Annotated in this window: 10 protein-coding genes and 1 pseudogene; 5 read left to right on the forward strand and 6 right to left on the reverse strand. The window is 71.3% G+C overall.

All coding sequences use genetic code 11. From position 1 onward, the window contains the following. Positions 1–18 precede the first annotated feature (18 nt). Positions 19–594: pseudogene (locus ACFSZT_RS03820) on the forward strand (YqgE/AlgH family protein); the annotation flags it as partial. Positions 595–668: 74 nt separating this feature from the next. Here the strand turns inward: ACFSZT_RS03820 and ACFSZT_RS03825 are convergent. Next, positions 669–1091 (reverse strand): SdpI family protein, encoded by a 423-nt coding sequence (locus ACFSZT_RS03825; protein ID WP_377395543.1) that lies wholly within the window; start codon positions 1089–1091, stop codon positions 669–671. Positions 1092–1345: 254 nt separating this feature from the next. On the opposite strand from ACFSZT_RS03825, the gene leuS reads away from it, so the two are divergent. Beyond that, the gene (gene leuS, locus ACFSZT_RS03830; RefSeq protein WP_377395546.1) at positions 1346–4195 is read left to right on the forward strand and encodes a leucine--tRNA ligase; all 2850 of its coding nucleotides are present in this window, start codon (positions 1346–1348) and stop codon (positions 4193–4195) included. A 12-nt stretch (positions 4196–4207) separates the two neighbouring features. Here the strand turns inward: leuS and ACFSZT_RS03835 are convergent, their stop codons facing one another. Beyond that, positions 4208–4942, reverse strand: coding sequence for a TetR/AcrR family transcriptional regulator (locus ACFSZT_RS03835; protein ID WP_377395549.1), 735 nt, complete (start codon positions 4940–4942; stop codon positions 4208–4210). 361 nt (positions 4943–5303) lie between these two features. Here ACFSZT_RS03835 and ACFSZT_RS03840 point away from each other — a divergent pair, with 361 nt between their 5' ends. Both ACFSZT_RS03840 and ptsP read left to right on the forward strand, forming a co-directional pair. Further along, positions 5304–6173 carry a ribokinase gene (locus ACFSZT_RS03840; protein ID WP_377395552.1) on the forward strand — a complete coding sequence of 290 codons (870 nt, stop codon included), beginning with the start codon at positions 5304–5306 and terminating at the stop codon, positions 6171–6173. Positions 6174–6221: 48 nt separating this feature from the next. Continuing rightward, the gene (gene ptsP, locus ACFSZT_RS03845; protein ID WP_377395555.1) at positions 6222–7850 is read left to right on the forward strand and encodes a phosphoenolpyruvate--protein phosphotransferase; all 1629 of its coding nucleotides are present in this window, start codon (positions 6222–6224) and stop codon (positions 7848–7850) included. On the opposite strand, the gene ACFSZT_RS03850 is transcribed toward ptsP, so the two are convergent. From ACFSZT_RS03850 to ACFSZT_RS03865, 4 genes are all read right to left on the reverse strand, one after another. Next, the gene (locus ACFSZT_RS03850) at positions 7847–8431 is read right to left on the reverse strand and encodes a DUF1707 SHOCT-like domain-containing protein (protein WP_377396314.1); all 585 of its coding nucleotides are present in this window, start codon (positions 8429–8431) and stop codon (positions 7847–7849) included. The two genes, ptsP and ACFSZT_RS03850, sit on opposite strands and share 4 nt — an antisense overlap. Before the next feature lie 124 nt (positions 8432–8555). Continuing rightward, positions 8556–9206: a response regulator gene (locus tag ACFSZT_RS03855; RefSeq protein WP_377395558.1), complete on the reverse strand. Its 651-nt coding sequence runs from the start codon at positions 9204–9206 to the stop codon at positions 8556–8558. After that, on the reverse strand, positions 9203–10357 hold the full coding sequence (gene macS, locus ACFSZT_RS03860) for a MacS family sensor histidine kinase (protein WP_377395561.1): 1155 nt from the start codon (positions 10355–10357) through the stop codon (positions 9203–9205). Before macS ends, ACFSZT_RS03855 begins: the two co-directional genes overlap by 4 nt. Then, positions 10354–11529, reverse strand: coding sequence for an AI-2E family transporter (locus ACFSZT_RS03865; RefSeq protein WP_377396317.1), 1176 nt, complete (start codon positions 11527–11529; stop codon positions 10354–10356). Before ACFSZT_RS03865 ends, macS begins: the two co-directional genes overlap by 4 nt. A 319-nt stretch (positions 11530–11848) precedes the next feature. Here ACFSZT_RS03865 and ACFSZT_RS03870 point away from each other — a divergent pair, with 319 nt between their 5' ends. Then, complete coding sequence (locus tag ACFSZT_RS03870) at positions 11849–12754, forward strand: hypothetical protein (RefSeq protein ID WP_377395565.1); 906 nt, start codon at positions 11849–11851, stop codon at positions 12752–12754. Positions 12755–12805: the final 51 nt, after the last annotated feature.

Below are 12805 nucleotides of genomic sequence, written 5' to 3' on the forward strand. Positions count from 1 at the left end.
CGGGGGTGGGATCATGGAGAGGTGCGAGCGGATGCCGAGGTGGAACCGGGAACCCTGCTGGTAGCTGCACCCACGATGTTCGATCCGAACTTCCGGCGAACCGTGGTGTTCGTGATCGACCACCGCGATGAGGGCACCCTCGGTGTCGTCCTGAACCGGCCCAGCGACATCCCGGTTCACGAAGTGCTGCCGACGTGGGGCCAGCATGTCGTCGAGCCGCAGGCCGTGTTCGTCGGCGGTCCGGTGGAGAAGAAGACGGCGCTCTGCCTGGCCGCGCTGCGCACCGGCGAGACCGCCGCGAGCGTGCCCGGCGTCATCGCGGTGCGTGGACCGGTCGCTCTCGTCGACCTCGACGCCGACCCGGAATCCCTCGTCTCCAAGGTGCGCGGGATGCGTGTCTTCGCCGGCTATGCCGGATGGGACGCCGGTCAGCTGGCCGGCGAGATCGACCGCGGGGACTGGCTCATCGTGCCCGCGCTGCCGAGTGACGTCCTGGCCACGCCGAAGCGGGACCTCTGGGGCCAGGTGCTGCGCAGGCAGGGGCTGCCGACCGCGCTACTCGCCACGCATCCCGGGGACCTGCAGCGGAACTGAGGAGCCCGCCGCGGGTGGGCAACCGGCCGCTGCGCCGGTTCACCGCCGAGGCCCCGGCGACGGTCCGGTAGGTCTCAGGACGCCTGGTCGGCCTGGGCCCCGGTGAGGGCGGAGCAGCCACCGCACGCGCAGCCGGAGCAGCCCGCGGGCACCTCGCTCGGCGGCGGAACGGCGGCCGCGGCGCGGTGACCCAGCACGCCACCACCCGCGACCAGGGCGAACATGCCCACCAGTCCGATCACGGCGGCGATCACGGTGCCCCACGCGTTCGGCATCAGCAGGCCGGCCACACCGGCCAGCACACCCACCGCGCCGGCCACGATCGTCGGCAGGCCGGCGACGCGGTTGGCCACCCGGAAGGCCTCGTCGCTGCGGAGCGTGGCCGCGGTGCGCACGCCCGCCCCTCGATCCCGGGGCAGTTTCTCCCGCAGACCGAGGTAGCCACCCCAGCCGACCAGAATGCCGAGAAGTGCGGGAATCAGCGCGACCACGAACACGCGTCGAGAATACGGTCCGCGCCCGGGTCACCTTGTCGACACCCTGCCGCGGTGTGCCGGGGACCATGCCCGGAGGGCTGTGGAAAAACGGTGTGACGGCCCCGTCTACCATGAAAACCGTGAGTACGGCCAGCCTGCGCCTTAGTCGGCCGCACTGACCGGACGCGCTCCGGCCGGTGCGGCGAACCCCTCACGCCCTCGGGCGGAGGGGTCGCGTTGTTTTTCGGCCAGGTAGGTACACGGAAAGGTTCGTGATGACAGACGGCACCGAGACTCCGGCGCAGCGCTACAACGCGGCACTGGCCCGGCAGATCGAGCGGCGCTGGCAGGACTACTGGGCCGACCACGGGACGTACCACGCGCCCAACCCGGCCGGCCCGCTTGCCGACGACAGCAAGCCGCTGCCCTCGGACAAGCTGTTCGTGCAGGACATGTTCCCGTACCCGTCGGGCGCGGGCCTGCACGTGGGGCACCCCCTCGGGTTCATCGGCACCGACGTCTACGCGCGCTACAACCGGATGATCGGCCGCAACGTGCTGCACACGATGGGCTTCGACGCCTTCGGCCTGCCCGCCGAGCAGTACGCCGTGCAGACCGGCACGCACCCGCGGACCACCACCGAGGCCAACATCGAGCGCTACCTGAGCCAGATCCGCAGGCTGGGTTTCGGGCACGACGAGCGCAGGCGCATCGCCACCACCGACATCGAGTACTACCGCTGGACCCAGTGGATCTTCCTGCAGATCTTCAACTCGTACTACGACGAGAAGGAGCAGAAGGCCCGCCCCATCGCCGAGCTGGAGAAGCAGTACGCCTCCGGTGAGCGCGCGACGCCGGACGGCAGGCCGTGGAGCGAGCTGAGCCGGGTCGAGCAGCGCAAGGTCATCGACGAGCACCGGCTGGTCTACATCTCCGAGGCGCCGGTCAACTGGGCTCCCGGCCTGGGCACCGTGGTGGCCAACGAGGAGGTCACCGCCGAGGGGCTCACCGAGCGCGGCAACTTCCCGGTGTTCCGCAAGAACCTGCGGCAGTGGATGATGCGGATCACCGCCTACGCCGACCGGCTGGTGGACGACCTGGAGCTGCTGGACTGGCCCGAGAAGGTCAAGTCGATGCAGCGCAACTGGATCGGCCGCTCCCGCGGCGCGAACGTGCGCTTCCCTGTTTCCGGTGACACCTCCATCGAGGTCTTCACAACGCGCCCGGACACCTTGTTCGGCGCCACGTACATGGTGCTGGCGCCGGAGCACCCGCTGGTCGAGCAGCTGACCGCGAGCGAATGGCCCGAGGGCACCGACGAGCGCTGGACGGGTGGTGCCGCGACGCCGGCCGAGGCCGTCGCCGCCTACCGCAGGCAGACCTCCCGCAAGTCGGACCTGGACCGGCAGGAGACCAAGGAGAAGACCGGTGTGTTCACCGGCTCGTTCGCGACCAACCCGGTCAACGGCGAGCAGATCCCGGTGTTCATCGCCGACTACGTGCTGATGGGCTACGGCACGGGCGCGATCATGGCGGTGCCCGGCCAGGACCAGCGCGACTGGGACTTCGCCACCAAGTTCGGGCTGAAGATCGTCCGGACGGTCCAGCCCAGCGAGGGTTTCGACGGCGAGGCCTACGTCGGCGACGGTCCGGCGATCAACTCCTCCAACGAGGACCTGAGCCTCAACGGGATGAACGTCGAGGACGCCAAGAAGACGATCATCTCCTGGCTGGAGGACAAGGGTCACGGCGAGGGCACCGTCCAGTACAAGCTGCGCGACTGGCTGTTCGCGCGGCAGCGGTACTGGGGTGAGCCGTTCCCGATCGTCTACGACGAGGACGGCCTGCCGATCCCGCTGCCCGAGGACCAGCTGCCCGTCGTGCTGCCGGACGTCGAGGACTACTCGCCGAAGACCTTCGACCCGGACGACGCCGAGTCCGAGCCGGAGCCGCCGTTGGCCAAGGCCACCGACTGGGTCGAGGTGACGCTGGACCTGGGTGACGGGCCGAAGAAGTATCGTCGCGACACCAACGTGATGCCGCAGTGGGCCGGTTCCTGCTGGTACCAGCTGCGTTACATCGACCCGGTCAACGACGAGCGGTTCGTCGACCCCGAGAACGAGAAGTACTGGATGGGGCCGCGGGCCGCCGAGCACGGCGTCAACGACCCGGGTGGCGTCGACCTGTACGTCGGCGGCGTCGAGCACGCCGTGCTGCACCTGCTGTACTCGCGGTTCTGGCACAAGGTGCTCTACGACCTGGGCTACCTGTCCTCCAGCGAGCCGTACCGCAAGCTGTTCAACCAGGGCTACATCCAGGCCTACGCCTACCGGGACGCCCGCGGCGTCTACGTGCCCGCCGACGAGGTCGAGGAGTCCGACGGCAAGTTCTTCTACCAGGGCCAGGAGGTCACGCAGGAATACGGCAAGATGGGCAAGAGCCTGAAGAACGTCGTCACGCCGGACGACATGGCCGACACCTTCGGTGCCGACACCTTCCGGTTCTACGAGATGTCCATGGGCCCGCTGGCCGATTCGCGGCCGTGGGCGACCAAGGACGTCGTGGGTGCCCACCGGTTCCTGCAGCGGTTGTGGCGGCTGGTGGTCGACGAGGAGACCGGGCAGCTGCGCGTCGACGACGCCGAGCTGACCGAGCAGGACCTGCGCCAGCTGCACAAGACCATCGCCGGGGTCCGCGAGGACTACGCCGAGCTGCGGTTCAACACCGCGGGCGCGAAGCTGATCGAGCTGAACAACTACGTCACCAAGACCTACGGGTCGAAGGACGCCACGCCGCGTGGCCTGGCCGAGCCGCTGGTGCTGATGCTCGCTCCGCTGTGCCCGCACATCGCCGAGGAGCTGTGGAGCCGCCTGGGCCACCCCGACACGCTGGTGCACGGCCCGTTCCCGGTGCCCGACCAGAAGTACCTGGTGGACGACACGGTCGAGTACCCGATCCAGGTCAACGGCAAGGTGCGGTCGCGGATCACCGTCGCCGCCGACGCGAGCAAGGACGACGTCCAGGCCGCGGCGCTGGCGGACGAGAAGATCACCGCCCTGCTGGCCGGTGGCGAGCCGCGCAAGGTGATCGTGGTGCCCGGCCGGCTCGTCAACGTCGTGGTGTAGCGCGAGCCCCGGCTACCCCAGCACGAGGCCGATCTCGCGGGCGAGGTCGGCCAGCAGGGCGTCGAAGAGCGCGTCCGGCTTGGACACCGGGATCGGGTAGTTGCCGAACACCTCGAGGGTCACGTGGCCGTAGAGGCGGGCCCAGAACTGCATCATCAGGTATGTCGTACCGATGGTGAGCCGCTCGGCCGGCACCGCCGTTCCCGCTTCGGCCAGCACGGCGAGCAGGGCGTCGCGGTAGTCGGCGAGGTCGTCGCGAAGCTCCGGCGGCACGACGTCGTCGGAGGGCAGCGCCACCTCGTCGCTGAGCAGCACCTCGCCCGCGGCCAGCAGGAACAGCCTGCCGAACGGTTCGGTGAGCTGCTTGAGCTTCGCCACGCTGTTGCCCGTGCTGCCGCCGGGCGAGGCGAACACGAGCGTGAACTCCTTGGTGTGGGTGAGTGCCCAGCGCCGGAATCCCTTGCAGATCGCGAACAGCCGCGGCGCCCCGGCGTTCTCCTGCCCGGTGATCTCGGCCGTGAGCGCCTCGCCGAGGTCGGAGATGACGTCGAGGCGGAGATGTTCGATGAGGTCATCGCGCGAACCGTAGTAGCGGTAGAGCGCGGGAGCGGTGATGCCGAGTTCCCTCGCGATGGCGCGCAGCGTGACGGCCTCGGGGCCGTGTTCCACGAGCAGGGCCCGTGCCGTCTGCCGGATGTCCCGGTCGGTCGCCGCGCGCTCCCGGGACCGGCGTACAGGCCTGTTCATGACGCACCCCGTCGAGCTGTCGTGATCCATCCGCCTCGGATGCCGGAAGTCTAGGGGCGCTGGGATCGGGGCGCCGCCGGCACCGATCACTCGGGGGGCTACGTGACCGGTGCCGGCGACCCGATGCCCGACCGGGTCCGTGGGGACCGGGACCGGACAACACCACGCGCGAACGCGGTGGTGTCTGGGGAGAGCCCACTCGGCTTCGACGATGACGCCTGGACCCTGAACTCACTCTAAAGAGTTAGAGCCGCCGGGCGAGCACTCGCCTGATTGTCGCATCGGACACCGCCGAAGTTACAAAGAACTTCACATCCGGAATCTCGGGCGGTCGCCGGCGAGGTCGTGGCACGCTGGATGCGTGACCGCAGACGTTCTCGTCGTCGGGTCGGCCAATGCCGATCTCGTCGTCGCCACGGAACGCCGCCCCGCCGGTGGGGAGACTGTCTTGGCCGGCGACACCCGGACGCTGCCCGGCGGCAAGGGCGCCAACACCGCCGTGGCCGCCGCCCGGCTCGGCGCCGACGTCGCGCTGCTCGGCGCGCTCGGCGACGACGGGCACGGCCGGTTGCTGCTCGACTCGCTCCGCTCGGCGGGGGTGCGCACGGATCTGGTGCGAATCGTCGACCGGCCCACCGGCGTCGCCTACATCACGGTGACCCCGGACGGCGAGAACGCGATCCTCGTCTCCCCCGGCGCCAACTACGCCCTGCGGCCCGCTGACGTCGACGGCGCGCTCTCCGGCGCGAAGGTCCTGGTCGCGTCGCTGGAGGTGCCGCTGGTGACCGTCGAGCACGCCCTGACCGCCGCGGCCGAGGCCGGCGTGCGCACGGTGCTCAACCTCTCGCCGGTGGCCAAGGTAGCGACCGGGGTGCTGGCCGCTCTCGACGTGCTGGTGGTCAACGAACACGAGGCCGCCTGGCTGCTCGGCACCGAGTCCGCCGAGCCGGCTCGCCTCCTCGAACTCGGGCCCCGGTCGGCCGTCGTGACGCGTGGTGCCCGGGGTGTCGTGGTGGTGACCCGGGACGGCGTCACCGAGGTACCGTCGCCGCAGGTCGAGGTCGTCGACACAACGGGTGCCGGCGATGCCTTCACCGGCGCGCTCGCCGTGGCGCTCGCTCGCGACGCGAGCCTGGCCGACGCCGCCCGCGGGGCGGTCCGGGTCGCCGCGTTTTCCGTCACGCGGCACGGTGCCCAGCCCTCGTATCCGCACTCTTCGGAACTACAGTGAAGTCTCCAGGCGTCCTTGGGAGGATCATGTACCGGAATGGTCTGCGCCATGGCTGAGCTCTCGGGAGTGGGCGTCAGCCCCGGCCGCGCGAGCGGCCCGGTCGTGCGGGTGACGGAATCCATCGCCGAGCCGGCGAGCAGTCCGGGTCCCGACGACCCGTACGCCGAGGCCGAGCTCATCGCGCCCGCCGCACAGAACGTCGCCGCCCGGCTCGAGGCCATGGCCGCCAACGCGAGCGGGGACGCCGCGGCCATCCTCACCACCACCGCCGCGATGGCCGCCGACCCGGCGTTGGTGAGCCAGGCCGAGCAGCTCGTCACCGCGCAGCGGATTCCCGCGGCCAGGGCGGTCTACGAGGCGGCCAACAACTTCGCGCAGGCACTGGCGAACGCGGGCGGCTACATGGCCGAACGCGTCAAGGACATCCATGACGTCCGGGACCGGATCATCGCCGAGATCCTGGGCGTCGCGCCTCCCGGGGTGCCCGAGCTGACCACGCCGAGCGTGCTCGTCGCCCGCGACCTCGCGCCCGCCGACACCGCCGGGCTCGACCCGCAGCTGGTGCTGGCGCTGGTCACCGAGGAGGGCGGGCCGACCAGCCACACCGCCATCCTGGCCCGGTCGATCGGCATCCCCGCCGTGGTCGCCGTGCGTGGCGCCCTGACCTTCGACGCCGCGGCCCTGGCCGTGGACGGCGACACCGGCATCATCGAGGCCGTCGATCCGTCCGCGCCCGTGGTCACCGCGACGGCCGCGGGTGCGGCCGAGTGGAGCGGCACCGGCGTGACCGCCGACGGCCACCGGGTGAAGGTGCTGGCCAACGTCGGCGCGCCCACCGACGCGCGCGCCGCCGCCGAGGCGGGCGCCGAGGGCGTGGGCCTGTTCCGCACCGAATTCTGCTACCTCGACGCCGACGACGAACCGACCATCGAGCAGCAGCGCGCGGCGTACGCCGCGGTGCTGGAGCCCTTCCGCGGCAAGCCCGTGATCGTGCGGACCCTCGACGCGGGCGCCGACAAGCCGCTGGCGTTCCTCGACCCCGAGGTCGAACCGAATCCGGCGCTGGGTGTGCGTGGCGTTCGGGTCGCGTTCGACCGGACCGGTGTGCTGGACCGGCAGCTGGAGGCCATCGCCGGTGCGGCCGCCGACTCCGGTGCCGAGGTGTCGGTGATGGCGCCGATGGTGGCCACCGCCGAGGAGGCCGCCTGGTTCGCCGAGCGCGTGCGGGCCGCCGGGATCGCCCGGGCGGGCGTGATGATCGAGGTGCCCGCCGCGGCGCTGAGCGCCCGCGAGGTGCTCGAGGCGGTGGACTTCGTGTCCGTCGGCACGAACGACCTCGCCCAGTACACGTTCGCCGCCGACCGCCAGCTCGGTGCGGTCGCGAAGCTCAACGACCCGTGGCAGCCCGCGCTGCTGCGGCTCATCGGGCTCGTCGGCGAGGCCGCGAAGGCGACCGGCAAGCCCGCGGGCGTGTGCGGCGAGGCGGCGGCCGACCCGCTGCTGGCGCGGGTGCTGACCGGGCTCGGTGTGACCAGCCTGTCGATGAACGCGGCTTCCGTCCGCGCGGTCGGAGCCGGCTTGGCGACGGTGACACTGGCCGACTGTGAGCGCGTCGCGCAGGCCGCCGTGGCCGCACCGACCGCGCAGGCCGCCCGCACCGCAGCCAAGGAGAGCTAGCCGAACAGGCCCCGGCGCGGGTGGCGGACGTTCAGCGAGCCACCGTGCACGCGGCCGGACACGACGAACTTCGGAATGCCCGTCGTGCCCGCCGAGTTGGTCTTGTCGTTGACCGTCGACCACTTGAGGTCGTCGAGGCCGTTGAGGTCCACCGACGCCTGCTCCGGCACGATGATGTTGACCGAGCTCCACTTGACGTCGAGCTCGACGTGAACCACCTGGCTCGTGATCTCGGCCTCGCTGAAGTCGAGCTTGGTCTCGCCGTACTTGTTGCGCACCAGCAGCTCCGGCGGCACCCGCCAGCGGCCCCGGCGGGTCAGCGTGGTGCCGTGGCCCTTGATCTCGACCCGGTTGCCCGACGGCGCTGGGATTCCCGGCGCGGGGGCGGCGATCGCGTCGGTGTGCACGAGGCCGGGCAGGTCGACGAGCACGGCGTTGAGCTCCCCGCGCGTGCGGGCCGCGAGTGCCTGGTCGGTGCGCTCGGTGAATTCGTCCAGATCGAGCATGCCGCGCCCGATCGCCTTCTGCAGCAGTTCGACGACGTGTTCCCGCTCGGCATCGGAGACCCGCAGGTTCCGCATGCGGGTGCGCTCGTCCAGGATGCCGTTCTCGCCCTCAGTCACGGTGTCGATGCTAGGCAGCCGAACCGCCCGGCGGATCCGGGAAAACCCGGATGCCGACCCGGAGACGGGCGCATCGGCCGGATCAGTCGTCGCGGTCGAGACCGTGCTCGATGGCGTAGCGGGCGAGCTCGACGCGGTTGTGCAGCTGGAGTTTGCGCAGCGTCGACTGGACGTGGTTCTCGACGGTGCGATGGGAGATCACGAGCCGGTCGGCGATCTGGCGTGCGGTGAGCCCCTTGGCGACCAGACGCAGCACCTCGGTCTCGCGTTCGGTCAGCCGCGGTGGTGGCTCGGCGCCCTGCGGCGCCTCGGCCATGCGCCGGTACTCGCCCAGCACCATGCCCGCCAGGCCGGCCGTGAACACGGGGTCGCCGTCGGCGGTGCGGCGGACGGCGTCGACGAGTTCCTGCACCGAGGCCGACTTCACGAGGTAGCCGGACGCGCCTGCCTTGACGGCCTCGAGCACGTCGGTGTGCTCGCCGCTGGCCGACAGCACCAGCACCCGCGTGCCGCTCAGCTCGCCGGTGATGGTGCGGGTGGCGTCCACACCGGACGTCTCGCCGAGGTTGAGGTCCATGAGCACGACGTCCGGCCGGACCGTCCTGGCGATCCGGACGGCGGCGTCGCCGTCGGCGGCGGTGGCGCGCACGTCGAACCCGTGCTCGGTGAGGTCCCGGGCGACCCCGTCGCGCCAGATCGGATGGTCGTCGACGATCATCACCGACACCGTCATCGGCTCCCCCTTGTCCGCTTGGTGGGTCGTGGTACGCGAAGTTCCCATTCGGTGCCCGCGCCCGGCGCTGTCTCGAGGATGCTCGTGCCGCCGAGGTCGGCGATGCGGCGCCGGATGGACGTAGCTACACCGAGGTGCCCTTCGGCCTCGGCGGCCTCGAGCCGTCCGGGCGGGATGCCCGGGCCGTCGTCGCGGACGGTCAGCACGATCTCCCCGCCCAGATCCTCCAGTAGCACCCAGGCCTTGGCCGACGGTCCGGCGTGCTTGTCCACGTTGGACAGGGCCTCCCGCACGGCGGCCAGCAGTTCGTTGCCGACGGCCGCCGGAAGCCGCACCTCTCCGGCCGGGCCGGACACCTGCACGCGCGGGGTCGCCAGCAGTTGCAGCGCCGCCCGCAGGTCCGACTCGCCCCCGCTGGGGCCGGTCGGCTCGGACGTCACCAGTGCTCGCAGGGCGATCTCCTGCTCGCCGGCGAGCCGTGCCAGCTCCGCGGCCTCCCCGCCGAGCTCGCCGCCCCGCCGCCGGACGCGGGCGAGCACCTGCAGCACGCTGTCGTGGATGGAGCGGGCGAGCCGCTCCCGTTCGGCGGTCGCCGCCTCGGTGCGCATGGCCTGCGCGAGCGCCGCCTGCGATCGGCGGGCGATCGTGGCCGCGATGCCGACGAGCAGGCCGCTCGCGGTCAGCAGCACGCCGTCCCGCGCGACGTCGAGGTCGACCTCCAGCCGCGCGAACCCCGTGGCGGTGGCGACGACGACGCCCCCGAGCACGCCGCCCACTGCGCCGAACCGGGTGCCCGCGGTCAGCGGCGCGACCGACGCCCAGACCGTTGTGACGAGCGGCGCGACCGCGCGGTATTGCGCGTCGGAGAGCACCAGCGGTGACGTCAGCATCACCCCGCAGGTCACGACCACATCGGCGACGACCAGCCCGGCCCACCGGGTGCGCTCGCGCGCGAACGCCACGGTCGTCACCGCCGACCAGACGACCATCACGGCGAAGCCCGCCCATGCCAGCTCCGGCCTGCGGTAGCCCTCGAGGTGCACCAGCACGGCGCCGAGCGCGAACGCGAGCGTGATCCAGCGCAGCACGATCGTGCCCCACCACAGCGGGGTGGCGGGGTCGCGCAGGTGAGGCGTGGACGTCGCGGTCATGACTCGCGCGGCGGCTCCTCGGTGCGGCGGGTGCCACCGGCCGCACCCTCGGCACCCTCGTCGCTCTTGTCGTCCGGCACGGGCAGGACGTCGACCGACTCCGGGTCCGGCTCGCGTTCGTGGAGCAGTGACTTGACGCCGGAGTTGAGCACTGCCAGCAACGGCACCGACAGCAGCGCACCGGGAATGCCCGCCGCGATCAAACCGACCGTGATCGCGAGGACGACAGCGAGCGGGTGCAGCTTCACGGCACGCCCGAGCAGCAGCGGCTGCAGCACGTGGCTCTCCAGCTGCATCACGCCGACCACGATCGCCAGCACGACGAGGGCGGTGACGAACCCGTTGGTCACCAGCGCGACGAGCACGGCGACCGCCCCCGTCACCACAGCACCGATGATCGGGACGAACGCGCCGAGGAAGACCAGTGTGGACAGTGGGATGACCAACGGCACGCCGACGATCCACAGGCCGATGCCGATACCCACGGCGTCCACCACGGCCACCGCCGCGGTCGCCCGGACGTAGCTGACCAGCGAGGAGAACCCGCGCCGGCCCGCTGTGTCCACACGCGACCGCACTTGGCCGGGCACGCCGCGCATCAGGTAGCTCCAGATCTGTTCCCCGTTGACGAGGAAGAAGATCAGCACGAACAGCGTGAGCAGGAACCCGGTGAGGAACTCGCCGACCGTGCTGGCCGTGGTCAGCGCGCCGGCCGTGAGCGCGGCCTGGTTCTCCTGGATGAGGCCGATCGCGTTGTTGATCGCCTCCTCGATCTGGGTCTCCCGCAGGTGCAGCGGTCCATTGATGAGCCAGTCCTCGATCTGCTCGAGGCTGGAGTTGAGTTGCTGCTGCAGTGCGGGCAGGCCGTCGGTGAACTGGATGATGACGAACGTCAGCAGCCCGCCGACAAGGCCCAGTCCACCGATGAGCACGATCGCCGTCGCCAGTCCCCTGGGCACGCGCAGCCCCGTCAGCCGGGCCACGGCCGGCGCGAGGAGCGCGGCCAGCAGCAGGGCGACCGACACCGGGATCACGACCACCGCGAGATAGCCGACGATCTCGATGATCACGTACAGCGCGGCGATCACGACGAGGAAGCGCCACGCGAGTGCCGCGCTGACCCGGAGGCCACGCGGCACCACTCCGGTGACGTCGGCGTCCTCCGAGATCACCGGCAGTTTCGGCGTTTTGTCGTTCACGTGCCAACCGTATCTGTCCGGATGGACGTCCGGGGCGCGCAGGACGATCACGAGCGCGGCGGCGCGTGTTACGTGGGCGCGGCGACCGGATTGCCCCGGGGTACCCGCCGACTACGGGTCGTCACAGCTGGGCACACACCGTGTTTTTCACACCTTCGTGCCATCAAGTCGCGTGGGACGTGCCATCTCGGCGTCGTCTTTGACAATCTCGTGTCACGCGAGCGAAACACGACCCTCGGCAGCGGCTCGCCGGTTGCTTTTCAAGCGGGACAACATCTCTGGCAGGAGAACAGTGGCGACGACTTCCCCGATGCAGGACGCCGGACGCGTCCGCAGGTGGGTGTCGCGCATCCTGGTCGCCGCCGGAGGAGCCGCTGTCGCCACCGTGTTCGGGTGGGTCCTGACCACCGCCTCGGCGTCGGCATCGGAGGGGACGCAACAGCTCGACGTGGTCGCCGACGCGGAGACCGCCGTCGAGGCACCCGAGACACTCGAGGCGCCGGGCGCTACGCCGGCCGTACTTGCCGAGGACTCCGTGGACTGCCCGGCCGAGGCCGCCGCCGAGCGGTTCCGGGCCGCCCACCCGAAGCTCGCCGAGGCGGGCGAGCGCGCCCACCGCTTCTGGCACCACCGCGTCGTCGAGCCCACGGGCAAGGCGCTCGAGAGCGTCGGCCGTCTGCTTACCCCGCCGGAGCTTCCGCGGAACGTCGAGGCCGGTGTCTGGCCGGATCTCGGGCAGCGCGACGGCGACGTCCTCGACCTGCCGCCGCTCGGCGAGTTCCCGGTGCTTCCCGGCCAGGAGGACGCGGCCGGTGCCGAACCGGGCCTGCCCACGGCGCACGAGGCCGTGCTGCCGGAGGTGCCCGGCACGAGCGAGTCCCGTCCCGAGTCCACGCCGGACCGGTCGACCGGCTACGTCGCTGACGTCGCCGCGTCCGACGACGCCACCACCGGCGACGTCGAGGGCCCGCGTGAGGTGCAGCTGCCGGTCGTGCCGCAGCCCGACGAGCAGGCCGTGCCGTCGCCGCTGCCGTCACACACCAGCACGAGCAATGGCCTGCACCTGGACTCGCCGCTGGTCGCCATCCCCGCCGGGATGGGGACCGTCTTCGCGGACGCCGCCGCCGGTTCGCTCCGGCCCGGTGTTCGCTCTGTGTCGACTCACCCGGGCGCTCAGCCCGGTGTGACGCCCGACTGATTCTCGCCGCGGGGTAGCTGACGCCACCTTTGCGGCCGTTCTCGCGCCCGC

This window comes from Prauserella oleivorans, assembly GCF_042685745.1.
Taxonomy (GTDB): Bacteria; Actinomycetota; Actinomycetes; order Mycobacteriales; family Pseudonocardiaceae; genus Prauserella_A; species Prauserella_A oleivorans.

What these genes read in the sequence shown, in the direction of transcription:
- leuS (WP_377395546.1), top strand. Translation starts at nt 1,346, where the DNA reads ATGACAGACGGCACCGAGACTCCGGCGCAGCGCTACAACGCGGCACTG.
- ACFSZT_RS03835 (WP_377395549.1), bottom strand. Translation starts at nt 4,942, where the DNA reads ATGAACAGGCCTGTACGCCGGTCCCGGGAGCGCGCGGCGACCGACCGG.
- ptsP (WP_377395555.1), top strand. Translation starts at nt 6,222, where the DNA reads ATGGCTGAGCTCTCGGGAGTGGGCGTCAGCCCCGGCCGCGCGAGCGGC.
- ACFSZT_RS03850 (WP_377396314.1), bottom strand. Translation starts at nt 8,431, where the DNA reads ATGCGGAACCTGCGGGTCTCCGATGCCGAGCGGGAACACGTCGTCGAA.
- ACFSZT_RS03855 (WP_377395558.1), bottom strand. Translation starts at nt 9,206, where the DNA reads ATGACGGTGTCGGTGATGATCGTCGACGACCATCCGATCTGGCGCGAC.
- macS (WP_377395561.1), bottom strand. Translation starts at nt 10,357, where the DNA reads ATGACCGCGACGTCCACGCCTCACCTGCGCGACCCCGCCACCCCGCTG.